17 protein-coding genes and 1 pseudogene are annotated in these 25,517 nt (G+C 35.7%); 15 read left to right on the top strand and 3 right to left on the bottom strand.

What is annotated here, in order from left to right; translation table 11 throughout:
- Nucleotides 1-40 precede the first annotated feature (40 nt).
- The 11 genes and pseudogenes from mazG (at nucleotide 41) to SC428_RS09790 (ending at nucleotide 11,964) form a co-directional block, all read left to right on the top strand.
- Nucleotides 41-835: a nucleoside triphosphate pyrophosphohydrolase gene (gene mazG, locus SC428_RS09840; protein ID WP_318707364.1), complete on the top strand. Its 795-nt coding sequence runs from the start codon at nucleotides 41-43 to the stop codon at nucleotides 833-835.
- A 348-nt stretch (nucleotides 836-1,183) separates the two neighbouring features.
- Nucleotides 1,184-1,339: a XyeA family cyclophane-containing RiPP triceptide gene (xyeA, locus tag SC428_RS09835; protein ID WP_283125590.1), complete on the top strand. Its 156-nt coding sequence runs from the start codon at nucleotides 1,184-1,186 to the stop codon at nucleotides 1,337-1,339.
- Between the two features lie 48 nt (nucleotides 1,340-1,387).
- Entirely contained in the window at nucleotides 1,388-2,560 is a 1,173-nt protein-coding gene (xyeB, locus tag SC428_RS09830; protein WP_318707360.1) for a cyclophane-forming radical SAM/SPASM peptide maturase XyeB, read from the top strand.
- Nucleotides 2,557-3,417 carry a hypothetical protein gene (locus SC428_RS09825; RefSeq protein WP_318707358.1) on the top strand — a complete coding sequence of 287 codons (861 nt, stop codon included), beginning with the start codon at nucleotides 2,557-2,559 and terminating at the stop codon, nucleotides 3,415-3,417. Before xyeB ends, SC428_RS09825 begins: the two co-directional genes overlap by 4 nt.
- Before the next feature lie 4 nt (nucleotides 3,418-3,421).
- Complete coding sequence (locus tag SC428_RS09820) at nucleotides 3,422-3,901, top strand: biotin/lipoyl-binding protein (protein ID WP_318707356.1); 480 nt, start codon at nucleotides 3,422-3,424, stop codon at nucleotides 3,899-3,901.
- Entirely contained in the window at nucleotides 3,894-4,637 is a 744-nt protein-coding gene (locus tag SC428_RS09815; RefSeq protein WP_318707354.1) for an HlyD family secretion protein, read from the top strand. The genes SC428_RS09820 and SC428_RS09815 overlap by 8 nt, the downstream gene beginning before the upstream one ends.
- Before the next feature lie 2 nt (nucleotides 4,638-4,639).
- A pseudogene (locus tag SC428_RS09810) lies at nucleotides 4,640-5,868 on the top strand (cysteine peptidase family C39 domain-containing protein); the annotation flags it as partial.
- 108 nt (nucleotides 5,869-5,976) lie between these two features.
- Nucleotides 5,977-6,708 (top strand): ATP-binding cassette domain-containing protein, encoded by a 732-nt coding sequence (locus tag SC428_RS09805; protein ID WP_412544618.1) that lies wholly within the window; start codon nucleotides 5,977-5,979, stop codon nucleotides 6,706-6,708.
- A 617-nt stretch (nucleotides 6,709-7,325) separates the two neighbouring features.
- On the top strand, nucleotides 7,326-8,963 hold the full coding sequence (pyrG, locus tag SC428_RS09800; protein WP_070925188.1) for a glutamine hydrolyzing CTP synthase: 1,638 nt from the start codon (nucleotides 7,326-7,328) through the stop codon (nucleotides 8,961-8,963).
- Nucleotides 8,964-9,025: 62 nt separating this feature from the next.
- Nucleotides 9,026-10,327, top strand: a complete 1,302-nt coding sequence (gene eno, locus SC428_RS09795; protein WP_070925187.1) for a phosphopyruvate hydratase — start codon at nucleotides 9,026-9,028, stop codon at nucleotides 10,325-10,327.
- A gap of 251 nt (nucleotides 10,328-10,578) precedes the next feature.
- The gene (locus tag SC428_RS09790; RefSeq protein ID WP_070925186.1) at nucleotides 10,579-11,964 is read left to right on the top strand and encodes a DASS family sodium-coupled anion symporter; all 1,386 of its coding nucleotides are present in this window, start codon (nucleotides 10,579-10,581) and stop codon (nucleotides 11,962-11,964) included.
- Nucleotides 11,965-12,082: 118 nt separating this feature from the next.
- On the opposite strand, the gene SC428_RS09785 is transcribed toward SC428_RS09790, so the two are convergent.
- Nucleotides 12,083-13,021, bottom strand: a complete 939-nt coding sequence (locus tag SC428_RS09785) for a filamentous hemagglutinin N-terminal domain-containing protein (protein WP_318707346.1) — start codon at nucleotides 13,019-13,021, stop codon at nucleotides 12,083-12,085.
- Between the two features lie 325 nt (nucleotides 13,022-13,346).
- On the opposite strand from SC428_RS09785, the gene SC428_RS09780 reads away from it, so the two are divergent.
- Together SC428_RS09780 and SC428_RS09775 are read left to right on the top strand one after the other, a co-directional pair.
- Nucleotides 13,347-15,122 (top strand): hypothetical protein, encoded by a 1,776-nt coding sequence (locus SC428_RS09780; RefSeq protein WP_318707344.1) that lies wholly within the window; start codon nucleotides 13,347-13,349, stop codon nucleotides 15,120-15,122.
- Nucleotides 15,123-15,163: 41 nt separating this feature from the next.
- The gene (locus SC428_RS09775) at nucleotides 15,164-19,456 is read left to right on the top strand and encodes a TcdA/TcdB pore-forming domain-containing protein (RefSeq protein WP_318707342.1); all 4,293 of its coding nucleotides are present in this window, start codon (nucleotides 15,164-15,166) and stop codon (nucleotides 19,454-19,456) included.
- A gap of 367 nt (nucleotides 19,457-19,823) precedes the next feature.
- On the opposite strand, the gene SC428_RS09770 is transcribed toward SC428_RS09775, so the two are convergent.
- Nucleotides 19,824-22,985, bottom strand: coding sequence for an efflux RND transporter permease subunit (locus SC428_RS09770; protein ID WP_070925183.1), 3,162 nt, complete (start codon nucleotides 22,983-22,985; stop codon nucleotides 19,824-19,826).
- A 15-nt stretch (nucleotides 22,986-23,000) separates the two neighbouring features.
- Entirely contained in the window at nucleotides 23,001-24,188 is a 1,188-nt protein-coding gene (locus tag SC428_RS09765; RefSeq protein WP_070925182.1) for an efflux RND transporter periplasmic adaptor subunit, read from the bottom strand.
- Between the two features lie 137 nt (nucleotides 24,189-24,325).
- Between SC428_RS09765 and acrR the strand changes: the two genes are divergently transcribed.
- Nucleotides 24,326-24,961, top strand: coding sequence for a multidrug efflux transporter transcriptional repressor AcrR (gene acrR, locus SC428_RS09760; RefSeq protein WP_140181765.1), 636 nt, complete (start codon nucleotides 24,326-24,328; stop codon nucleotides 24,959-24,961).
- 167 nt (nucleotides 24,962-25,128) lie between these two features.
- Entirely contained in the window at nucleotides 25,129-25,482 is a 354-nt protein-coding gene (locus tag SC428_RS09755) for a DsrE/DsrF/TusD sulfur relay family protein (protein WP_070925180.1), read from the top strand.
- The last annotated feature ends 35 nt before the right edge of the window (nucleotides 25,483-25,517 follow it).

The following is a 25,517-nucleotide window of genomic DNA, read 5'->3' as shown; positions in this document are numbered from 1 at the left end:
TTTGATGCATGGGATTTTTTTATGCTTAAAAGGTTAAAATATGAATTCAACAACGCCACCAATTGAACGTTTACTGGACATTATGGCCAAGCTACGCGATCCAGAAACAGGTTGCCCATGGGATACACAACAAACCTTCAAAACTATCGCTCCCTATACGTTAGAAGAAACCTATGAGGTGATCGATGCCATTGAGCGTGAGGATTTCAGTGATTTAAAAGGGGAGTTAGGTGATCTGCTATTTCAAGTCGTATTTTATGCACAAATGGCGAAAGAACAGTTATTATTTGATTTTGATGAAATTTGCCAAACGGTGAGTGATAAGCTAGAACATCGTCATCCACATATTTTTGATGCAGAAAACCATCCTGATGGTCATGCCGCGTTAGCTGGATGGGAAAAGCGTAAATCTGTTGAACGTGCGCAAAAGGCACAATTTTCTGTGCTTGATGATATTCCTAGCGCATTACCCGCTTTAATGAAAGCCTATAAAATTCAAAAACGTTGCGCGTCAGTGGGGTTTGATTGGGATACGCTGGGGCCTGTGGTCGATAAGGTTCGCGAAGAGCTAGATGAGGTGATGGAAGAAGCGACTCAAGTGGTTGTTGATGAACAGCGCCTAGAAGAAGAAATCGGAGACCTACTGTTCGCGACTGTGAATTTATCACGACACCTAGGCCATAAACCCGAAATGGCACTAAACAAGGCTTGCCAGAAGTTTGAAAAGCGTTTTCGCCAAATCGAGTCACGTCTGGCGCTAGAAGGTAAAACCACTGAAACGGCAACACTTGAAGAGATGGAGCAACATTGGCAGCAGATTAAGTTAGCTGAGTAATGTTTATTTTTTCGTTATTCACTTATATTCGACTTAGATAATCATAGATATTAAATTGTTTTCTAATTTAAATTGATTTCTTATGATTGTAGTTAATTGTTATTTAATAAATTAAGTTAACATGTTAGCTTAATTTATTAGTTTTTTAATTAATACATGTCGTTTTAAAGTCTTTTAAGAGCAGCGAGTTTTTTGATTTCAAAAGTATTTTATAGGGTTTAATGTTTTTTATTATATATGCATTGTAAAATGCGTATAAAGCCATTATTTTATTTGTGGAATATACTTGCGTATTTTTAACTTTGCTCTACTATTTTATTTCAAATGTAGAGTTAATGGAGAGATTATATGTCAAAGTTATCTAATGAAATTAAGAGTAATGGTTCTTTGGTTAATATTGAATTATCCAGAAAAAAAGAAAAGAACGAGTTAGTTAAATCTATGCTTGATAGTATCTCAGGCGGATGGGTTAATGTTTTTGCTCGTTGGGATAGACAATTATAAATGAAATTAGCACAGAGAAAACTCTGTGCTAGTTACTATGGTGATAGCATGAAAGAAAAAATTAAACACCTTGAAGTCATTTTAAAAGTAAGTGAAAGATGCAATATTAATTGTACTTATTGCTATGTTTTTAATCTAGGTAATGATACAGCAATAAATTCAAAGGCAATTATTTCATATGACATAATTAAATCATTGAGAATTTTTTTTGAAAGAGCTTGTAAAGAATATGAAATTGAAACTATTCAAGTCGATTTTCATGGTGGTGAGCCTTTAATGATGGGGAAGGAACGATTTAAAAATGCATGTAGAGAATTTACCTCTGGAGATTATTATAAAACGAAATTACAATTAGCCTGCCAAACGAACGCTATTTTAATTGATAATGATTGGATTGATATTTTTTCAGAATATAATATAAGTATTGGTGTTTCTATTGATGGCCCTAAACATATTAATGACAAATATCGTTTAGATAAAAAAGGTCGAAGTACATATGAAGATACAGTCAGAGGACTAAAAAGCTTACAAGAAGCTTGGAATGTAGGAAAAATAGGGTATCAACCAGGAGTATTATGTGTAGCTAATCCTACTATTAACGGGGCAGAAATATATCGTCATTTTACTGATGTTTTAAAATGCAAAAAATTTGATTTTTTGATTCCTGATGAGAGTCATGATACTTGTAATAATCCAGAGAAGTTATCTGATTTTTATTGTTCTGCACTAGATGAGTTTTTTTTAGATTCAGATCCAGATGTTTATGTTCGTTATTTTCATACTAATATACAGTCTATGTTAAATATAGATTTCACTCCGGTAATGGGGCTGACTAAATCATCTGATGATATTGTGGCTTTAACAATAAGCTCTGAAGGGGAAGTCTATATTGATGATACTTTACGAGCTACGAATGATGAAATTTTTACATCGATTGGAAATATTAAGAGGCTATCATTATTTGAAATCATGTCATCATGGCAAATGCAGAAGTATATAACAATAGCACAGAAACTTCCTGATGAATGTAGTGATTGTATATGGAGAAATATTTGTGGAGGTGGTAGGCATATTCAGCGTTATTCAAAAAGTAATGGTTTTAATAATAAGTCTGTATTTTGTCCCTCAATTAGGAAGTTTTTGAGTAGAGCTGCTTCACATATTATTTCTGTTGGTATTTCTGAGGAAAAAATAATGAATAATATAGGTATCATAGAATGAAATGGTTTCTAGTGATTGCATTATCTTATGTTATGACTTGTTCAGCTATAGAGAATGAAAAGTATTGGAAGATAAGATATGATAAAAGAGGGATTCCATTAGTTGACGTTATGATTTTAAATAAAAAACATACATTAATGTTAGATACAGGAAGTAGTTCTGGATTACATTTGGAATTGGATGGTTTTAATAAATTAAAAAATTATGAGTCAAGTAACATCAATGATGGAGGAGTGCGTCGTTTTATTGATATTACAGGAATGGAAAAAAAAGTATCCTCTATAAATATTAGTCAATTAGAAATCTCTAATATGTATTTTCATGATTTCGAAGTTGTCAATTTAAAACCATGGGGATTAGCAATAGGTGATGAACTTCCTAACAGTGAGGTAATAGGTTTAGGGATGTTTAAAAATAAAATTGTTATGATGGATTTTGAAAATAATAGAATTGAAATTTTACATTACTTACCTAGAGATATTGATGCATGGTCATTATATTCGGTCAATAAGGAAAAATCAGGATTAGTTATAAATGCTATGATTGAAAAAAAATTATTACGCTTTATTATTGATACTGCGGCAAGTCATTCGATTATTTTTGAAAGTAAATTACCAGATAAAGCTAAATTGTTAGGTTGTAATGTTTTTTCACCTGATTTACTCTATACTGATTGTAAGGTAGTTGAGTTTTACATGAAAAATAGAATGAGTAGAGTTATTAAAAGTCCTGCAATGATTGTTTCTTCAATAGAGAATGATGAGATCGATTTTGATGGATTACTAGGTATGACTTACTTAAAAAATAAGGTCATTATTATAGATTTACCTAAGAATAATCTTTATATTAAGAATTAGTTATATGAATGAAAGTGAATCTATCTTTCGCAATGAAGCTTTAACATATAAAGAGAACTCTTTTATTGGTGATTTCACTGTATCACCTCCTTCAATTTTACCTTTTACACTATGGTGCTCTTTTTTTATTTTTTTGTTAATAGTTTTTATTTTATTACTTTCTTATACTCAAAGAATACCAATTAAAGGTCATGTTATTTATAAACCAGCAGCATCTGAAGTTATTTCAAATTATGATGGGGTAGTTAAAAAACTCTATGTTGAGCAGAATAATAAGGTTAAGAAAGGTGATGTTATAGCTACTATTTCACGAGATACTTTTTATTCAAATGGCTCAGTAAATGAAAAACTATTAGAAATATCAAAAAGCCAAATTCTAGAGTTGGAAAAACAAAAAGATATTTTATTGAAAGAGGCCGATAATGAAAATGAAAATTTGATTAAAATGATAGAAAAAAAAAGAGAAAGAAATAAAAGTGATTAAATCAGTAATTAAAAGTGAAACAGATAATAATTTAAAATTAAGAAATAGAATGATTCATTATCAAGAATTATTTGAAAAAAGAATTGCAACAGAACAAGAAAAAATAAATAGGGAAAATGAATATTTTAACTCAATTACTCAATTGAGTTTACATCAAATTAGTCTAGCGAAAACAGTATCAGAGAAACAGCAAATAATAATTGAATTGGATAAAATAAGTACGCAAAAAAAACAACTTTTAATGGAGATTAAGCATAAGGAGTCATTGTTAAAACAATCGGTTATAGGTTACTCATCTCAGATGGAAGCGCACATTGTAGCACCAATAGATGGAGTTATATCTATTATTAATATTCAATATGGTCAACGAATTTCTATTGGACAAGCGATTGCTATTGTAATACCTGAAAAAGCAAAATCTTATGTTGAAATGTGGTTACCGCCTTCAGCTCTACAGGAAGTAAAAATTGGGCAATCTGTTTTAATGAGAATTGAATCATTACCTTGGCAATGGTTTGGAAAAGTACGAGGAAAGATTGAGCTTATTAGTAAAAGCCCTAAAAAATTATCAAATGATATACAATACTTTAGATTACTTATTCATTTTAATAATGAAATAGAATTGCCTTTGGGGGTAAATGTTGAAGCTGATATATTGACAAGGCATCGTAAAGTTTGGCAGTGGATTTTTTACCAACAAAAAAATAATATTAATCATATTTGGGATGATAATTGAGAATGGATTTTTTATGGAAAAAAACACCTTTAGTCTTACAATCAGAATCGAATGAATGTGGACTCGCTTGCATTGCTATGATAGCGGGTTATTTCAAAAAACGAGTTGATTTAGTTTCTATAAGGAAGTTGTATAATACAACTAACCATGGTATGACACTAAAAGACATTATTAATACATTTGATAAAATAGATATGACGGCTCGTGCTTCAAGAGTCGAAATCAATGATTTATTCTTATTAAAACAACCTGCAATTATTCATTGGTCATTCAATCATTTTGTTATTATTATAAAAACAACTAAAAAATATGCTATTATCCATGATCCTAGTATGGGGATTAGAAGAGTTTCATTAAATGAATTATCGAATAAATTCACCGGTATTATCATAGAAGCATGGCCTACAGAGTTATTTAATACAAGGCCTTTGAAAATGGACTTAACGGTATTAGAATTATTTCGAGGTGTTCGAGGAATTGGCCCTATTATTGTAGGTGTATTATTAATTTCAGTTATTATAGAGTTATTGTCAATCACCGTTCCTATAGCATCCCAATTTACAATTGATACTTTAGTTAAAGCATCAGATAGAGACGGAATAGTTATTGTTGGTATCATTATTATTTTTGCATTATTAATAAGAGGCATGCTTTCTGTTATTAGAGCTTTGATTCTAATGAGTTTAAGGTATATTTTAGGTATTAAGTGGTCAGAGGCTTTCTTTAATAGGTTAATTAATTTGACATTACCATTTTTTGAAAAAAGACATATTGGCGACATTACTTCTAGATTTCAATCTTTAAGTGCAATTAAAGAAACTTTTACCGCAGATATGATATCTTCTATTCTTGATATTATTGTGATATTTATTTCATTATTAATGCTTTTATCATATTCTTGTTTTTTATCAATAGGGCCTGTATTGGCTAGTGTTATATATATATTATTGAGGTTTTTTTATTTTCTGTTTATAAAAACAGTAAGGTAGAAAACATTTACTTTGACGCTATTCAATCATCACATTTTATTGAGACAGTGAGAGCTATTAGTGTCGTAAAAATGTTGAACCTTACTCAAATACGTAGAAATGAATGGGTAAACCATCTTATTAATAGTACGCATGCAGGAAATAAGCTATTCAAGCTTGATCTATTGGTAAATACTATTTCTGTATTTCTAATAGGATTATCTAGTATTTATGTTCTAGTTTTTGGTGCATTGAAACTTGATAATGATATAACTATAGGAGTATTGTTAGCAACGATACTGTATTCTGATATTATAATTACTAGAATAATTAAATTGGTAAATGCGATATCAGATTTTTATTTAGTATCAATGCATAGTCAGCGTTTGACTGATGTTATTTTATCTCCAATGGAAAAGCTAAATAATAACAAATATAGTTTATCATTAAATGGAGGAGTAGTTATTAAAAATTTATCCTTTAGATATTCAGAAAATGAACCATATCTTTTTGAAAATATTAATTTTGAAATCCATTCTGGAGAGAGTATTGCAATTATAGGGCCTTCAGGGTGTGGTAAATCAACATTGTTGTATATATTATCAGGGTTATATACACCCGATAGTGGTGAAATAATAATTAATGGAAATAGCCTTTATCATATAGATAATAATATGCTCCGAGAACATGTTGCTTTTGTGATGCAAGACGATAAGTTATTATCAGGTTCTCTACAAAAAAATATAACGGGTTTTGCTGATGTTGCTAATATAGATAAAATGATTGAGTGTGCTAAATTAGCATCAATACACGAGGAGATATGCTCATTCCCTAGGGGATATGACACGATGATTGGTGATATAGGAAGTACTCTTTCAGGAGGGCAAAGGCAGCGAGTATCAATTGCAAGAGCACTTTATCGGGAGCCTAAAATTCTATTAATGGATGAGGCTACAAGTGATTTAGATGTGAAAAATGAACAAAGAATAACGGAAGCTATTAATTCTCTAAAAATTACTCGTATTTTTGTTGCCCATCGTCCTGAAATGATAAAGTCTGCCGATCGAGTTTTTGATCTTCAACTCAATAGTTGGGTTTCATAGCTTGAATATGTAGCATGCAATTTAATCTTTGATATGAAAAATACAGTGTTAACGCGGTTTACAATCCGTGATAATGATACTGTTTTCAATTTTTAATAGCAAAGTTTCACTAGATTGATATAAAACAATAATTATTCCCTTTCTTTAATGCTGAAAGGATTTAGCTTTTCTGAAAACTATGCTAATCTATCTAAGTGATGAATAGATGAGTGTAGAGTCAGTCAGGAATGTTTGTTTTGAGTGCCATGAAGGCACATTGACACAAAATCATCAGTCTGAAATATGTATTATACTGGTTCAGTCATGATATATGGCTATGCGACTTCCTTTAAGTTTAAGCTAAATTGTTTTTGAATGTGGCGTTACTTAGTTATGGACTGAAATCTACCTAACTTGCTGAATGTTCATAATGATAGCGATATTTATGCTTGGATGTTAATCAAACCAGCTGAGGGCTAAAAAATATTTTTTCTTTTAACTTGCTGATATTAATGGGATACAGATGAAAATTAACCTTATCGTGCTTAGATCGTTTGTAGCGAAATTAAGGTTCGGGTATACTGTTTTCCCGTCCTGTTATATCCATCATCTTTTAAACCTAAACTTTCAGGTTCAGCATGAAAACTAATTATATTTTTGTGACCGGCGGGGTCGTATCCTCTCTGGGTAAAGGCATTGCCGCAGCCTCTCTGGCGGCTATACTCGAAGCCCGTGGACTCAATGTTACCATTATGAAACTGGATCCGTACATTAACGTCGATCCGGGGACTATGAGCCCAACCCAACACGGGGAAGTTTTCGTAACAGAAGACGGCGCTGAAACTGACTTGGATTTAGGTCATTATGAGCGCTTTATCCGTACTAAGATGACGCGTCGCAATAACTTCACCACAGGTCGTGTGTATTCAGAAGTTCTGCGTAAAGAGCGTCGTGGCGACTATTTAGGCGCAACAATTCAAGTTATCCCTCATATCACTAATGAAATCAAAGACCGCATCATCCGTGGTGGTGAAGGTCATGATGTTGTTCTCGTTGAAGTTGGCGGAACAGTCGGTGATATCGAATCACTGCCATTCTTAGAAGCGATTCGTCAAATGGCGGCGGAAGTTGGTCGTGAACGTACTTTGTATCTACATTTGACCCTTGTGCCATATTTGGCAGCTGCGGGTGAAGTGAAAACTAAGCCAACTCAGCATTCAGTTAAAGAATTGCTCTCTATCGGTATTCAGCCTGATGTGTTGATTTGCCGTTCAGATCGTGTGATCCCTGCAAATGAGCGTGCAAAAATTGCATTGTTCTGTAATGTACCTGAGAAAGCAGTTATTTCACTGAAAGATGTCGATTCTATCTATAAAATCCCTGGTATGTTGAAATCACAAGGCTTGGATGAATACATCTGCAAGCGTTTCAACTTAGATTGCCGCGAAGCTAACTTGGCTGAGTGGGAGCAGGTGATTTATGAAGAAGCAAACCCTACTGGCGAAGTCACTATCGGTATGGTTGGCAAGTATGTTGAATTACCTGATGCTTATAAATCAGTCATTGAAGCGCTGAAACACGGTGGTTTGAAAAATCGGTTGAGCGTCAATATCAAACTCATTGATTCACAAGATGTTGAAACTCGTGGTGTTGATCTGCTAAAAGGCTTAGATGCCATTCTTGTTCCGGGCGGTTTTGGTGAACGTGGTATCGAAGGTAAGATCATGACTGCGCGCTATGCACGCGAGAACAAAGTGCCTTATTTAGGTATTTGTTTAGGTATGCAAGTTGCTCTGATTGAATTTGCACGTAATGTTGCCAATATGGAAGGTGCAAACTCAACTGAATTTGATGCGAATTGTAAGTATCCAGTTGTTGCATTAATTACTGAGTGGCGCGATGAAGAGGGTAACCTTGAAGTCCGTTCTGAAGAGAGCGATCTCGGCGGAACCATGCGTGTTGGTGGCCAACCATGTCATTTAGTTAAAGACAGTTTGGTTCGTGGTATGTATGGCGAAGAAACTATTGTTGAACGTCATCGTCATCGTTATGAAGTGAATAATCTGCTGTTAAAACGTATCGAAGAGGCTGGCTTAAAAGTTGCTGGTCGTTCAGTAGATAATAAACTGGTCGAAATCATTGAAAACCCAAATCATCCTTGGTTTGTGGCGTGCCAGTTCCACCCTGAATTCACTTCAACACCAAGAGATGGTCATCCGTTGTTTGAAGGTTTTGTTAAAGCCGCTGGTAGCTACCAGAAAGGTGAGTTGAAATAAGATATGGCGGGGTAGGTTAATGGCCTACCTCCCACAATTTAACTTGTACTGAGGAAAACCTAATGTCCAAAATCGTTAAAGTGATCGGTCGTGAAATCATTGATTCTCGTGGTAACCCAACTGTAGAAGCTGAAGTTCATTTAGAAGGTGGCTTCGTTGGTTTAGCCGCTGCGCCATCAGGTGCATCTACAGGTTCTCGTGAAGCACTGGAACTGCGTGATGGTGATAAATCACGTTTTCTGGGCAAAGGCGTTCTAAAAGCTGTTGGTGCAGTTAATGGCCCAATTGCAGAAGCGCTGATTGGTCAAAATGCCAAAGACCAAGCGACTATCGATAAGATCATGATTGATCTAGATGGTACTGATAACAAATCTAAATTTGGTGCGAACGCGATCCTTGCTGTGTCTTTAGCAAACGCTAAAGCTGCTGCGGCGGCAAAAGGTATGCCTCTTTATGAGCATATTTCTGATCTGAATGGTACTCACGGTCAATATTCAATGCCTCTGCCAATGATGAATATCATCAATGGTGGTGAACACGCTGATAACAACGTTGATATCCAAGAATTCATGATCCAGCCTGTCGGTGCGCCTACCTTGAAAGAAGCTGTTCGTATGGGTTCTGAAATTTTCCATCACCTAGCAAAAGTACTGAAATCTAAAGGTATGAATACAGCTGTTGGTGATGAAGGTGGTTATGCACCTAACTTAGAATCTAACGCTGCTGCACTGGCTGCTATCAAAGAAGCGGTTGAACAAGCAGGTTATGTTTTAGGTAAAGATGTCACTTTGGCAATGGATTGTGCTGCTTCTGAGTTCTACAACAAAGAAACTGGCAACTATGAGCTGAAAGGCGAAGGTAAAACTTTCACTTCTGAAGAGTTCACTCACTATTTAGAAGGCCTAACTAAAGAATATCCAATTGTTTCTATCGAAGATGGTCTGAATGAATCTGATTGGGATGGTTTCGCATACCAAACTAAAGTTCTTGGTGACAAAATCCAGCTGGTTGGTGACGACTTATTTGTTACTAACACCAAGATCCTGAAAGAGGGTATCGACAAAGGTATCGCTAACTCTATTTTGATCAAATTCAACCAAATTGGTTCTTTGACTGAAACCTTAGCTGCAATCAAAATGGCGAAAGATGCTGGTTATACTGCGGTTATTTCTCACCGTTCAGGCGAAACTGAAGATGCAACTATCGCTGATTTAGCAGTGGGTACAGCTGCGGGTCAAATCAAAACGGGTTCAATGAGCCGTTCTGACCGTGTTGCTAAGTATAATCAACTGATCCGTATTGAAGAAGCGCTGGGTGACCGTGCGCCATTTAAAGGTCTGAAAGAAGTTAAAGGCCAAGCATAATTTAACTTATGTTAAGTTTTTATTGAAATGGAGAGCCTAGGCTCTCCATTTTTTTACCTTAAATTCAGTCGATAAAATCGATAGTTTTTTGTATTTCAAATGAAAAAATAGTTAAATTGCGCGTTTCAGATCTCAAAATTGGATCATCTACATTTGAATTTCATTCAATTAACTTTATATTCCCTCCACTGTAAATAAATCTTAACAAGAGCTTGAGGTGCATAGCACTAATATCAGCCGAGGGAACGAATATGGATGCGTCCGAATCCTTAAAACCCGCTGTAGGACCAACCCCATCTAATGTAAAGGGCTGGGTTATTTTAGCTATTGATATCGTATTGTTAATTCTACTTTTAAAGTATCTGCCATTTGATGATAAAGCAAATGCAGGCTTAGCAATGATGGTATTTATTGGTGTGCTTTGGCTAACTGAGGCAATACACGTTACTATCACAGCATTATGTATTCCAATCTTAGCGGTTGGGCTTGGGTTAATGAATACAGGGGATGCCCTTAAGTCATTTGCTAATCCCATCATTTTCTTATTCTTTGGCGGTTTTGCTTTAGCAACAGCTCTGCATATTCAAGGGCTTGATCGATTAATTGCTAACCGTTTATTAATGGTTGCGCGTGGTCGCTTATCCGTTGCCGTTGTACTGTTATTTGGTGTGACGGCATTGCTATCAATGTGGATTAGTAATACTGCAACAGCTGCAATGATGCTTCCATTAGTGTTAGGGATCCTCTCTAACTTAGATGTGCGTCATGAACGTAATACCTTTGTATTTGTTTTACTTGGTGTCGCATACAGTGCGAGTATTGGTGGTTTAGGGACTATCGTGGGTAGTCCACCAAATGCGATCGCAGCTTCGGCACTGGGCTTAGACTTTTTATCATGGATGAAATACGGCATTCCAATTATGGTGGTGCTGTTGCCTATGATGTTTGTTCTGATGTTTATGATGCTACGTCCAAATTTGAAGCATCGTTTTGAATTAGAATTAGAACATGTGAAATGGAATGGCAAGCGCATTACAGCAATGGTGATTTTCTTATTAGCAGTAGTTTGCTGGATCACTAGTACGTTTATCAGCGAAGCATTAGGCGGTGTTAAAGATCTCGATACCATTATAGCGGTGAGTGCTGCAATACTTATTGGTGTCACAGGTGTTGCTAGCTGGGCGCAAATTCAGAAAAATACCGAGTGGGGCGTATTGATGCTGTTTGGCGGTGGTTTAACTCTTAGTGCAATACTAAGCTCGTCAGGCGCAAGTAAGATCATGGCTGACTGGATGCAAATGACATTTGGTCAAAGCCATTGGTTTATCATTATACTCGCTGTCACCACTTTTATTATTATCTTAACTGAGTTTACCAGTAATACTGCGAGTGCTGCATTGTTAGTACCTATTTTTGCGACGGTTGCTGAAGCGCTAGGTATGCCAGTTATGGTTCTGACTATGATTATTGGTATTGGTGCATCCTGTGCCTTTATGTTACCTGTGGCCACACCACCGAATGCGATTGTGTTTGGTTCAGGTTATATCAGGCAGATAGAGATGGTACGTGTTGGCGCCGTATTAAACGTAGCGTGTATTATCGTTATTTCGCTGTTTGCTTGGTTCTTCTGGATGTAATTAATAAGCAGATAATATAAGAAAATACAGCAGCCTTATTTTGAGGCTGCTGCTTGTTTGAGAATTTAATGAGAAACTTTGTCGCTACAGATATGAGTTGTTGAGTTTTTAACTTTTATTAATCAGTCATATTTTGCCCAACTAAAGTTTGTTGATTACTGCCTAAGCGTATTCTGCCAGTGACAGAGAGTTGGCTATCCCCCTGTAATGAAAAATTCATCGCTTCTATTAATCCTTTAATATCAATTTTATTTTGTGGGCACATAAAGCTGTCCTTGCACTGATACTGGTGGCTTTCTAATAAGATTGAACGTCCCATTAATTTTGCATTTTCGCCTAACTCAAAATGGCTTCCTTGACTGTGCATTACGGTAGGTTTAAATTTGCTCCCAGAGCGAAGCGTACCTTCATTGATAGATAATGAGGCATGACCAGAGGAACTTAGATAATTTTGAACTGCTGATGTAATATTGACTGCATTTTGTAGCTTGATGCGATCGGCAAAAACGTTGATTTTAGTAAGTTGAATGGGGGTTGCTTGAGAGTGATTGATTGTAACTTGGCTATTAGGGGAAACTGAAAATTTTAATTGAGTATAGTCTTTTAATGGCTTAGGAATAAGTTTACTTGGATCTGTTTTATCTTTAATAAATTGCCTTTCAAAATTACCAGCGACCAGTGATAAGCTGCTTATATTACTTACAGAACCATTGTTCCATGTGATCCCATTAGGGTTAGCAATCACTAGGTTGGCTATTTGGCCTTTTATCCCTAACACACCTTGCAGGTTGGTTGCCTCATTTCCTGTGACTTCAGCTAATATCAACTTAGCTGCTTTTCCTCCTAGTGCTTTATTATCATTTATATCATTATTAAAAATCAAACCATATTCATTAGAAGAAAGTGTTTCAAAACTATTAAATGAAGTATGGTTATCAAGAGGCTCAGCAATATTAATAATTTTAGACTGGTTGATATCAGAAGGCGTTGTTGAAAAAGCAGAACTATAAATAAAAACAAAGGGCAACGAATAAAGATAATTAAATATATGTTTCATGATAACATTCCTTTTTGTATGATAAAACTATTCCTATCTTTTATTGTAATATTAAAGCTATGTATTTTAGAATGTTAAATTTTATTGTTATTGGATAAAATAAATTTTCTATTTTAAATTTATTTAAAGATAATTTTATTTGTGATTGATATTAGTCTCTTTGATTTTTTTCTATTTTTATTGTTAAGTTAATTATTAATATTTGTCATGATAGAACAATTTATTGACTTGCGATATTTTAAAGATTAATGTCGTGAGGTTGAAAGTTAATTATGAATAATGTTTTAATTTCTTTTTCTAAGTGTTTATTATAAGGATATATTAAATGCGAAGTAATAATGATTGTTTGCTGATTAATAAACAAAAAAAATATAATAATAGTTTGTCATTAATCATGCGCTGTTTATTAGATTGCCAATTAAAAACAGGCTTGCTTGATTCTATTCCTTTGAATAATGGTAACGCGAGTATTGCTATTCAAGTATTTGCAGCTAATCCATTAAAATTTACTCAAACACATGTCATTAGAGCAGATTGCATCACAAAAATAGGGCAATTACCTACACATGGGCGTGCTCAATTTGTGGCAATAGAGCCTGATGGTTATGACGTTGAATTTGTTTATAACCCATCGGAACAAAGTGATAGGCTAAGTATTGAGGCATATTTTTTAGGTTATAATGGTACGGCTCAATCAACTAAAACACCTGCTTATGTCGATATCCCAATCAATGCGGCAGAAAATAGTTTTTTATTTACAGGTTCGTTAGCTGGTGGGTCGGTAGTGGTAACTCAGCTGAATGAAACGACATATCGTGTTTACCATGATGGCCGAATGAATAGCTCTTCATTATATGATAATGTCGTGATGGCCGTTGACTATCGAGATTATCAGGTTTCTAGTACTGGCAATGCTTTGGGTATGGCCTATATGTGGGTTAATGATGGGCGATGGCAATTAGTCTTACAACGGCAGAAATATGAACTAATTAATGGAATGCCTAATTTTATATTAAGTAATAATGAAACAGCTGCAATCACATTATCCCCAGATCCTGAATGGGCTACACATCATCAACAAATATTTTCAATTTATCGTGAAGAGGTACATCAAAAGCTAAAGCAACTTGCATTTTATTTTGGTATTGATGAAGAAAATATTAGTGATGGCATTTATATTGATGGTGAATTTTCATTAACTCATCCAGCCATCCTACCATGGCTAAATTTTAAGAATAAAATAAATAAACGTTATGAGGAGAAAATCAAATATATAAATAGCCATATTCTTACGTATAAAACTGAGTTAGATAACCTTAACCGGAAAGCGAGAAGAAGCGAAGCAGAAAATAGCAGAATTGAACAGATTATAAAAATAATTGAAAGTAAAGAAAGAGCTATTGAATATTATAGACGAAATTATTTGTCAGTATTAATAGAAGCTAGCTCTGTGGAACAAAGTTGGTTATGGCAGCAGATTAAAAGTAAAAAAGGGTTTAATTCAGTTGTACAAGAGAAAGATGAGGAAATTGGGCATGGGATATTGCAAGTGGAAATAAATAAGCGTTATGAGTTTATGGTCCACGATAATATTATATCTTCTAATTATAGTTTTACACAAGGTATTAAAAATGCTGAAAGTATTGTAATTAAAAATATTAATAAAGATATGAGTTCATTGGAAATGAAGTCTATTTATTTAAATTCGCAATTGAACATGAGAGAGCGAGGTGCATTATATCAAAAGATTGAAGATAAAGTTGCACTGGAAAATAATATACGTGTACTGAACTTAACATCTAAAATTCATGAGCTTTTCCAGCACCACGGAAGTATTAATAGTCGATTGGCACCTCAAGATTTTTATTTACCATTATTAGGCGATAAGTCTGGGGGACGATGCTATCCTTTAGTAAGGGCTATGTCAGTTGCATTGACAAAAGATGGGCTAAAAGGTGCTAATGAGCTACTGGATAAAATATTTTTGGCAGCGGCATTGCCAACTCATAATAACTCTATTTTGTTAAGAGATGCATTAAAAAGCTTCATTCAAATATTTATGCAACACAAGCTTCTGAATCTCTCGGTCACCTTAATTTAGATGAAATAAAGAATGAGTTAGGTCGAGAAGATATTGAAAAAATGTACGCGATTAATACCACGACACACGCTATGTTAATTGGAAAAAATGTACATGATGAGAACACTTATTATTATTTTTATGATCCAAATTTTGGTATTTTTGAGTTTAATAGTATTGATAAACTCTTTTCATCGTTAAATGATTTTATGATTAAAGATAAGATGGGAACAACTTATCTTGCATTAGGTTCAGAACAGCAGCCTACTTTTGAGCTAATATCAATAAATACAAATGAAATGGCTAATGCCCCTGTTGGGGCTAGATTGACTGTAACAGATTTATCAAATAAAAATGAATTAAATTATATAATCAATAATCGTAAATATGTAAGTGATTTTATTGAGAATAAAGAAAATATTTTAAAGGATTTACAGATACAAGCGTCTTTAAAAATCCTACAGGCAGAACAATGGAGGGATAGGATTAGTCGTTCTTATAATGAAATAACACAAGCTAATAAATTAGATGAACAGTGGGTAGCTAATTTTTCAAATGTTGAAACGATAGGTGGTGGGAAATATCGTATTCAGTTTATTAATAAAGATGAAGAGTTCAGTGACTATTGGATAGAGACATCGGATAAAACATTTGATGAGTTCAGAACATATTTTTCTGAAAATATGCGAAAATTTAAAATTAGCCATTCGTTTAATAACTTAGAGTTACAACGTGGAGTTAATTTAAGTGAGATAGAACAGATTGATGGCATTAACGTGGGAATGGCATTTTATAAATTATTAGAAGATATGGGGGATAACAATGACGGAATAGCTAATGGACATCCTTCAAATCTTAATACTGCTTTGCAAATTCATAGTTATATCAGCTATGCGACAATGGCTCAAGGTGAGATTCATGATTCAGCTAAAATATCCCATTTAGTGCATGTGTTACTGAGAGAAGGTAGTGAGATTGAAAAAACAAAGGCGGAAAGGTTTTCATCAGAATTGATGAGAACAGCCAATGAAAACATTGGGAGAATTTTTCAGGAAACATTGATTGGGCTAGATATTTATGAATTAGCTAATGCACAAAATGAAACGGAAAGATCTGTTTTTGGAACACAATTAGCTTTTGATTCAGTAACCGCCCTTGAATATGGAATATCCATGATAGGTGCAGATGGTATTGCAGAGATAGTTGAGCCTTTATCAGTGCCTCTTTTTGGAGTGAGTATTGGCATTACCGAATTAGTTAAAATTAATGCCTTACATGCAGAAGAGGCTGCACAAGTGGGTAATTATTTTTATCATTTGAAAAATGGATATCTAAATGCTCAATTAGCGTATAATCCTGAAAAAAAATTGATATTACCAACAAATTATATTGTATATAAGAAGATTAATTTTCGTGGAGGATATTTTAAGCTTGATAGCCAATATATTTATCGTAGTAGAGATGATTTAGTTGGCAGTGGGGATGAAGATTATATTCGTATTTGGGGGCCTAACCCTAGCTCAGTAGTCAATAAAGATGAAGCAATTAATATCAGAGAGGCTGTAGGGTCTGATATGAAAATCATAGGATTTAACCCAAGCCGAACGGATACGACTGTTCTGCCTATTGTTCCTAAATCATATATTGATTATGAATATGGTAGTCTTGCTTTTTCTAGTTATCGCGATGATATGGGATTTAATATTCTTAGAGAAATAGAAAAAAAATATCGATTTGATTTTGATTTTTTTCATGGTGTTTATCATAAAGCTATTATAAAGTTAATCCATGAATATGTTTATACATCAATAGAAGTTATTTTAGATGAAAAAAATAGGCATTTAGTTATTCCAGATATCCCTGTACCCTGGAGAAATAAATTACATCATATAATAAAAGGGTATGGTGGTGAATACAGAATTAATATTAACTTAGGCGCAGCATTGACTTTACAAGACGATATTGAAAATAGAAAAATATCAAAGTGGATTATTGATGCAAGTTTTGTTAACGGCTCAGATATACAATTATTAGATAATCGATTAACAATAAATGGAGTAAATGTTTATATCAAAGATCTAAGTAGAAAAGCGAATCTTCTAATCGTTAATAAGAAAAATGAATTATATCAAGTTAATTTAACTGATAAAAAAATAAGTATGCTTGCTACTGATGCCAGCCAATGGGGGGAGGGAATAAAAGCGGAACAATATTTTTTACCAATAAAAAATAAATCTCAGTTAAATAATGCATTTGTTATGGTTCATAACTATTTCCACGATGGGCATAATATTAAGCAAGCTTATTATGAGGTTGCTAATAACCGCATTATATTTACAAACTCATCAAATGAGAATTATCATTCATCGGTATTGGGTGCTGTTGATGAACAATATGCTTATTTTTATTCAGCTAATACACCTATGGTATGGCGAACGACGATCGAAAATGGTGATTTAAATGCTAGCTATGATAGCTTTAGTATGTGGGGAACTACATCAAAAATAATTAGCTTATGGAAAGAAAATGAAAACATATTAATGAAAGTGAGTCATGATAGAAATAATTTAGGAATAATTAGCAAATATCGAATAATAGGTTATGAACTAGAGCTTTTATCAGTTTCAAATAATGTGTCACTATTAGATAAAATAGCTTTTACTGCTGCAAATAATGTGGGAGATGATATTAAGTCAATATCTACGTTATTAGGAGTAGAGCGAAGCTCACCAGAAAGTGCTATTCATCATGATGTACATATTAAAAGTGCAAAATTAATGATAATAGATGGAAAAGATAGTAAGGATATTAATCGTCGTTATTGGTTACGTACCGATAATAATACATTGATTAAGCCAAATCTTGAACCGTCATTTTATGCATCTAGTGAATATCAGGGAAATATAATTCAATGGGCTCCACCAAACGATTTAATACTTATCGGCAGTTTATTTTCTGATAATGAAATGGAAGTGTTTTTCTTTTACAGTCGATATGAAGATAAAATATATAGGCAAGAAGGACTAGGACAAGATATTATAGAAGAAGGTAATCCAACGGCTAAAATTATAAGAGGATTAAATGAGATTGAAAAAGTAACTATGTTGAATGGAAATATTGTTATTGTTGACAGACAAGGAGAGATTAAACAACTTAATAGTAATGGTGATATTAAAGTAATTGGTGTTAATAATAAATGGCTTAATATGAAAGAAGGAGAGCTATTTTGGTGGTCAAGGTTAGATAGAAACCATAAAGAAATAGAAACATTAATAACGTTATCTGGATTAATAAATGGAGAAGATAAAATTCCCGCTTGGTATTTTAAAGGGAAAATAGTTATTGCCTATGCATTATCATCATCACATCAGTTAGATTTTTTAGGTTTCGATAAAGAAAATAATGGAGCTTATATTTTTGATGTAACCGAAGGTAAATTATTTTATCAAAAAATTGCTAATGAAGAATCAATATCTAACAGTATAGGTAGCCTTCCTTCAGTTATAGAAAAAGCACAGAATTTACCTAAAAGCGTGCCTATTTATCAAAATATAAAATTTAAAAATATTAAAAATGTGGGTGATGGATTAATGATGATAACTAGCAATAATGAAATTATTTATCATCCCATATCTAGTGATAATTTTAATAATCAAAAGGATAAACTGGGTTCTTCTCTAGTGATTAAAGGTACTAAAAGGAATGATGTAATTGTTCCGACTAAATTATCAGATGTTAAATATCTTATTTTAAGTGCTGGCGAAGGAAAGGATGTATATAAGCTTAAATCGGATGATTGGGTAAAATATAAAACCATCATTATTGATAATTTTTCTACAGATAATGAAATTGACGAAATTATTTTTCCGATTAAAAATTGCTTTGATTACTTGCTTTTTGAAAAAAAAGGAAATGATATAGTTATTTCGGATATTGTACATGATACGTTAATTATTTTTCGTGGGGTATTTGGTACAAATGCAGAATCATACCGGCATTTTAAAATTAAAGTCGAAGGTTATTCTTTTTTCTTAGATATAGAAGAAATTATAGACTGCTTAGATGGTCAGGAACTTCCTGTCTCTTTATATATGATAAGAGATGAAAACGATCCTATAAATGTAGATTTGCATTTAAATCCAAGCTCAAGCCAAAGCTCTAATTTACATACAGAATTAAGAAGAGGCTCTCGTCCTGGCTCGACAGTAGGTTTAAGGGTATCTGAAAGAACAAATTTACTCCGTGAAAGAATGAACTTATTGTATGATAATAAGTCAGTAGGTGGCTTAATTGATAATGCTAATTTAAATGAGTATACCAGAATAGTATCTTTTTTTAATGTTTATAATGAATAGATTTTAAGCATAAATTCTATTTTGTAGAAATATATTAATAAGTATTCTTATATAATTTGCATGTGGAGTTTATGGCGGATTTGTTTAGCAGCAAAAGCCTTTCGATAGCGATACAAGCATGACTAATCGCTCAATTTTCTAGTGATGCATAGCAAAATAAACCAAAAAGTTATTCTGTATTATCTGAGCAAATAAGCTAAATGAGAAATAGTCGCTTATCGAGTTCCCTTTTGAATAGCTCAACGATGAAGTCAATCGTAAATAATGCAGCTTTAGCTATCGAGAAAACCTATTAGTCCACTGCAACGATAAAATAAAAAGGGCCACAATGATTTGTGGCCCTTAACTATGATTTTATTTGAACTGATTATTCAGTTTTTGCCGGTGGTTGACTATGCTCTATATCATCCGATTTCTTATTAAAGCGGCGACGGATCACCACAAAGAATACCGGAACGAAGAAGATAGCCAAAGAGGTCGCTGCAAACATACCACCGAGTACACCTGTACCAACGGAGTTTTGTGCCGCAGAACCTGCACCATTACTAAATACCAGTGGGATAACACCTAACATAAAGGCTAGAGATGTCATCAGGATTGGTCGTAAACGCATCTTAACTGCGTTAAGTGTTGCTTCGACGAGTCCTTTGCCTTCTTTTTCCATCAAGTCTTTGGCGAATTCAACAATCAAGATTGCGTTTTTCGCCGATAAACCAATGGTTGTTAAGAGGCCCACCTTAAAGTATACGTCGTTTGAAAGCCCACGCACTGAGGTAAATAGTAACGCACCGATAATACCCAGTGGTACAACTAACATAACAGAGAATGGCACAGACCAGCTTTCATACAATGCCGCCAAACATAAGAAGACGACGATTAATGAAATAGCATACAGAGCCGGTGCTTGGTTACCAGATAGACGTTCTTGATATGACATACCCGTCCATTCGTAACCGATACCTTTCGGTAAGTTTTCTGTTGTTAATTGTTCCATCATCAGCATTGCATCACCAGTACTCTGTCCTGGTGCAGCTTGGCCTTGAATGTTCATTGACGGAACACCGTTATAACGTTCTAAACGTGGTGAGCCATATTTCCACGGATCTTGTGATTCATCCAAGAACGCGGAGAACGGTACCATGTTGCCTTGAGCGTTACGAACGTATAGCGCGCTGATATCTGATGGTAACATACGGCTTTCTGCATCACCTTGAACGTAAACTTTCTTCACACGACCACGGTCGATAAAGTCGTTTACATAGGTTCCACCAAACACCGAGCTTAATGTTGCGTTGATATCGGCGATAGCAACACCTTGTGCTTGCGCTTTTTGTTGGTCAATGTAGATACGATACTGCGATGTATCATCTTGACCGTTAGGACGAACCCCTTGCAACATTTCAGGGTGTTGTGCCGCTAAACCAAGTAATTGGTTACGTGCTGCCATTAAAGCGTCATGCCCCAAGTTACCTTGGTCTACCAATTCAAAGTCGAAACCGTTCGCTGTACCTAGCTCGACAATGGCTGGCAGGTTAAAGGCATATATCATTGCCTCTTGTTTTTGTGACAAGGCGATATTGGCACGTTGAACAATTGCCTCAACATGGTTTTCATCGCCTTTACGTTCGCTCCAGTTTTTCAACACGACGAACGCCAGACCCATGTTTTGGCCTTGACCTGCGAAGCTAAAGCCACCAACGGTAAATACTGATTCTACATTACGTTTTTCGTCTGTATGGAAGTAAGTGTTAACTTCATCCAATACGGCTTGTGTTTGCTCTTGCGTTGATCCCGGTGGTAATTGAACCATCGCTAAGAATACCCCTTGGTCTTCTTCGGGTAAGAAGGAAGAGGGGAGACGAATAAACATTAATGCCATGCCAGCCACTAAGATCAAATAGATGATCAAGTAACGGCCTGTACCATTCAGCATACGGCTAACACTATCAGTATAGTGGTGAGCTTGTTTTTCAAAGGTACGGTTAAACCAACCAAAGAACCCTTTTTGGCTACCATGGCTGCCTTTTTCGATAGGCTTCAACATGGTGGCACAAAGTGCCGGAGTCAAGATCATGGCAACAAGTACTGACAAGATCATTGCCGATACGATGGTGATCGAGAACTGACGGTAAATTGCCCCTGTTGAGCCACCAAAGAAGGCCATTGGGATAAATACCGCAGACAGAACCATCGCAATCCCCACCAATGCACCTTGAATTTGTCCCATGGACTTCTTGGTTGCTTCTTTTGGTGGTAAGCCCTCTTCTTGCATAACACGTTCAACGTTTTCCACTACAACGATGGCGTCATCCACAAGAAGACCGATGGCAAGTACCATCGCAAACATGGTTAAGGTGTTTATCGAGTACCCAAATGCGGCGAGGATCGCAAACGTTCCTAGCAAGACGACAGGTACCGCGATAGTGGGTATCAAGGTTGCGCGAATGTTCTGTAAGAACAGATACATCACCACGACAACCAACATGATAGCTTCAACCAGTGTTTTAACTACTTCGTTAATCGAAATCTTAACGAATGGTGTTGTATCATATGGATAAACGATTTCTAACCCTTCAGGGAAGAAAGGCTCCATACCCGCCAATGCCGCACGGACGTTGTTAGCCGTATCCAATGCGTTAGCACCGGTTGCTAGTTTAATACCGATACCCGCAGCAGGCTTACCGTTAAATCGGGCAATAGTACTGTAGTTTTCAGCGCCAAGCTCAACAGTTGCCAGATCTTTTAAACGAACCTGAGAACCATCCTGATTCACACGTAACAGGATATTGGCAAATTCCTCAGGATTGTTTAAACGTGTCTGTGCAATGATTGAGACGTTTAAACGCTGGCCGTCAACAGGCGGTGTACCACCTAATTGACCCGCTGCAACTTGGTTGTTTTGCACTTTAATTGCATTGATAACATCGGTTGTTGTCATGTTGTACTTCACGAGTTGCTCTGGTTTTAACCAGATGCGCATCGCGTATTGCGTACCAAACAACTGAGTTTCACCAACACCGTTAACTCGACTCAGTGGATCTTTGATATTGGAGCCTACATAGTCGGCAATATCATATTGTCCCATTGAATTATCGGCAGAAACGAAACCCGCTACCATTAAGAATGAACTGGTAGATTTATCAACGCTGATACCTTGTTGCTGAACTTCTTGTGGCAGCAATGGCATCGCGAGTTGTAGTTTGTTTTGAACTTGAACCTGTGCGATATCACCATCAGTACCTGCTTCAAAAGTCAGCATGATACTGGCGGAGCCTGATGAATCACTGGTTGATGACATATACACCAAGTTATCGATACCGTTCATGTTTTGTTCGATAACCTGAGTCACTGTATTCTGTACCGTCGATGCATCCGCGCCCGGATAGTTAGCCGAAATAGATACGGATGGCGGCGCAATGGTTGGGTACTGAGCTACAGGTAACTTGATAATTGCCAGCAGACCAGCAAGCATAGTAATAATTGCGATTACCCATGCAAAAATTGGTCTATCTATAAAAAACTTAGGCATTAATCAACCGCTCCCTTATTTAGACTTTTGTTCAGGTTGTGCCTGATTGTCTATAGATTGCGTTTCTAAATTAGCTTCTTTAGGTACAACAGTAATACCTGGTTTGATTTTTTGCAGACCAATCACAATGACGCGATCGCCATCTTGCAAGCCATCAGTTACCAGCCATTTGTTGCCAACAGCCTGTGCAGCTTTCACTTTTCTGACTTCAACTTTATTCTCTGCACCAACAACCATGACTTGAGAGTCACCTTGTGGGGTACGAGATAAACCTTGTTGAGGAACCAAAATTGCGTTTTCTCTCACACCATCTTCTAAGATAGCGCGCACGAACATGCCTGGCATCAGTTCTTTATTAGGGTTCGGGAAGATCGCACGCATTGTGATTGAGCCTGTTGTCTCATCAACAGTAACGTCAGAAAATTCCAGAGCACCTTTTTGAGCATACTCTTGGCCATTATTAATGACTAAGCTAACAGGGGCTTTGCCCGGCTCTTTTTGTAGAGCACCTTTTTCTATTTCATTGCGTAAACGTAAGAAATCCTCACTGGATTGGGTTACATCAACATAAATAGGATCAAGTTGCTGAACTCGCATTAACTCAGTAGTTTGGCCAGTAGAAACCAATGCACCTTCGGTGACATTTGATTTACCAGTGCGACCACTGATTGGCGCGGTGACTTTGGTATAGTTCAGGTTAATACGAGCCGTTTCAACAGCCGCTTCTGCGGCCTTAACAGCAGCTAAAGCTTGCGCATAAGTTGATGTGGCTTGGTCATATTCTTGCTGACTAATATAGTTAGTACCTAAGAGCGGTTTGTAGCGTTTAACTGTCAAACCCGCTAAATTGGCGTTGGCTTGCGCTTTAGCAAGTTCCGCTTTAGCACTATCAAAAGTGGCTTGGAAAGGCGCTGGATCTATCTGATATAAAGACGTCCCGGCTTCAACATCGCTACCTTCTTTATAGTTGCGTTTGAGTATAATGCCACTTACCTGTGGGCGAACTTCTGCAATACGGAATGCAGATGTACGACCCGGTAATTCGGTCTTGATAGTCAGAGGTTCGGCTTTAAGCGTAACAATTCCTACTTCAGGCGCCGGGCGTTCACCGCCACCTTTCTGTTCATCGTTACAACCTGATAAAGCTAAGCCACCTGAAAGAACCAACAGAGCCAGAGGTAACACCCCTCTGTTTTTTCGCATAAGTTAACCTCAATTAATCAATAATTATGAGTACAATACAAAATAAGAAAAATGGTAAACAATAAGATTTTTCACTATGCTATAGTACAAACATACACTATTGTATGTAAATCAGCTTTGTAGATAAACGAGTTACAATGGCACGAAAAACTAAACAACAGGCCGAAGAAACCCGTCAGGAAATTTTAGATGCTGCCATCAAAACCTTTTCTGAGCGAGGTGTTTCGGCGACATCTTTAGCCGATATCGCAAAGGCCGCTGGTGTAACCCGTGGTGCGATATACTGGCACTTCAAAAATAAGGTTGATCTGTTCCAGCAAGCTTGTGAATTTAGTGATAGTCAAATACTACAGGCTGAGAACTATTATCGTTCGAAGTATAGTAATGATCCACTGGCAATTCTAAAAGAGATTTTAGTTTATATTTTGACAGATTTTATTGAAAGCCCTAAAAATCGTGCTTTGATGGATATTCTGTTTCACAAATGTGAATTAGTGGGAGAAATGGCGGTAATTGTTGACCTCAAAAGAGAAAACTTCATGGCTAGCCACTATCGCATTGTTGAACATTTGCGTAATTGTGTTGATTTAGGGCAGCTTCCCGCCAATCTTGATTTAGAGTGTTCAGCTATTATGTTGCGCTCCATGGTGTGTGGTTTACTGGAAAACTGGTTATTACAGCCTGATAGTTTTAATATACAGACACGTACAGAAACTTTGGTGGATACTATGCTGGAAACATTAAAATATAGTCCATCATTGCGAATGAAATAGACTCTGAATAATTCGAAGTACAGCTAGGCGATAAGTGATGTAGTGGCTAGGTGCATAGAAAGAATGTTACTAGTATGACTAAACCTAGCCTAGCCACCACACCTTAACTAAATGCGCTGCGACTTGAAGTATAAAATGAGTATAGACTAAGCAATTGGAGAAATACGATGTCATCAATTCTGATCATTGCGAATGGCGCCCCTTATGGTAATGAAACCCTATTTAATTCATTACGTTTGGCTATCACCCTTAAAGAACAGCATCCAAATACGGAACTTAGATTATTTTTAATGTCGGATGCGGTCACCGCGGGGCTAAGTACTCAAAAGCCAAAGGAAGGTTATAATATCCAACAGATGTTAGAAATTTTAACCGCACAACAAGTTGCCGTTAAACTCTGCAAAACATGTACTGATGCACGTGGTGTGAGTGAGCTACCTTTAGCTGATGGTGTTGAGATTGGCACTTTGGTTGAGCTTGCAGCTTGGACATTAGAAGCCGATAAGGTCTTAACCTTTTAAGTGCCAGCGATACGCTGTGAGCAGTCAACGCGGTG

This window comes from Providencia sp. 2023EL-00965, from assembly GCF_033550225.1.
In the GTDB taxonomy this organism is placed as follows: Bacteria; Pseudomonadota; Gammaproteobacteria; order Enterobacterales; family Enterobacteriaceae; genus Providencia; species Providencia manganoxydans.
The sequence above is the reverse complement of the archived record's forward strand: the minus strand, read 5'-3'. Positions and strand labels throughout refer to the sequence as shown.

Excerpts from the sequence above, each read along its gene's own strand:
- mazG (WP_318707364.1), top strand. The coding sequence starts at position 41 with ATGAATTCAACAACGCCACCAATTGAACGTTTACTGGACATTATGGCC.
- xyeA (WP_283125590.1), top strand. The coding sequence starts at position 1,184 with ATGTCAAAGTTATCTAATGAAATTAAGAGTAATGGTTCTTTGGTTAAT.
- xyeB (WP_318707360.1), top strand. The coding sequence starts at position 1,388 with ATGAAAGAAAAAATTAAACACCTTGAAGTCATTTTAAAAGTAAGTGAA.
- SC428_RS09825 (WP_318707358.1), top strand. The coding sequence starts at position 2,557 with ATGAAATGGTTTCTAGTGATTGCATTATCTTATGTTATGACTTGTTCA.
- SC428_RS09820 (WP_318707356.1), top strand. The coding sequence starts at position 3,422 with ATGAATGAAAGTGAATCTATCTTTCGCAATGAAGCTTTAACATATAAA.
- SC428_RS09805 (WP_412544618.1), top strand. The coding sequence starts at position 5,977 with ATGCATAGTCAGCGTTTGACTGATGTTATTTTATCTCCAATGGAAAAG.
- pyrG (WP_070925188.1), top strand. The coding sequence starts at position 7,326 with ATGAAAACTAATTATATTTTTGTGACCGGCGGGGTCGTATCCTCTCTG.
- eno (WP_070925187.1), top strand. The coding sequence starts at position 9,026 with ATGTCCAAAATCGTTAAAGTGATCGGTCGTGAAATCATTGATTCTCGT.
- SC428_RS09790 (WP_070925186.1), top strand. The coding sequence starts at position 10,579 with ATGGATGCGTCCGAATCCTTAAAACCCGCTGTAGGACCAACCCCATCT.
- SC428_RS09785 (WP_318707346.1), bottom strand. The coding sequence starts at position 13,021 with ATGAAACATATATTTAATTATCTTTATTCGTTGCCCTTTGTTTTTATT.
- SC428_RS09780 (WP_318707344.1), top strand. The coding sequence starts at position 13,347 with ATGCGAAGTAATAATGATTGTTTGCTGATTAATAAACAAAAAAAATAT.
- SC428_RS09775 (WP_318707342.1), top strand. The coding sequence starts at position 15,164 with ATGTACGCGATTAATACCACGACACACGCTATGTTAATTGGAAAAAAT.
- SC428_RS09770 (WP_070925183.1), bottom strand. The coding sequence starts at position 22,985 with ATGCCTAAGTTTTTTATAGATAGACCAATTTTTGCATGGGTAATCGCA.
- SC428_RS09765 (WP_070925182.1), bottom strand. The coding sequence starts at position 24,188 with ATGCGAAAAAACAGAGGGGTGTTACCTCTGGCTCTGTTGGTTCTTTCA.
- acrR (WP_140181765.1), top strand. The coding sequence starts at position 24,326 with ATGGCACGAAAAACTAAACAACAGGCCGAAGAAACCCGTCAGGAAATT.
- SC428_RS09755 (WP_070925180.1), top strand. The coding sequence starts at position 25,129 with ATGTCATCAATTCTGATCATTGCGAATGGCGCCCCTTATGGTAATGAA.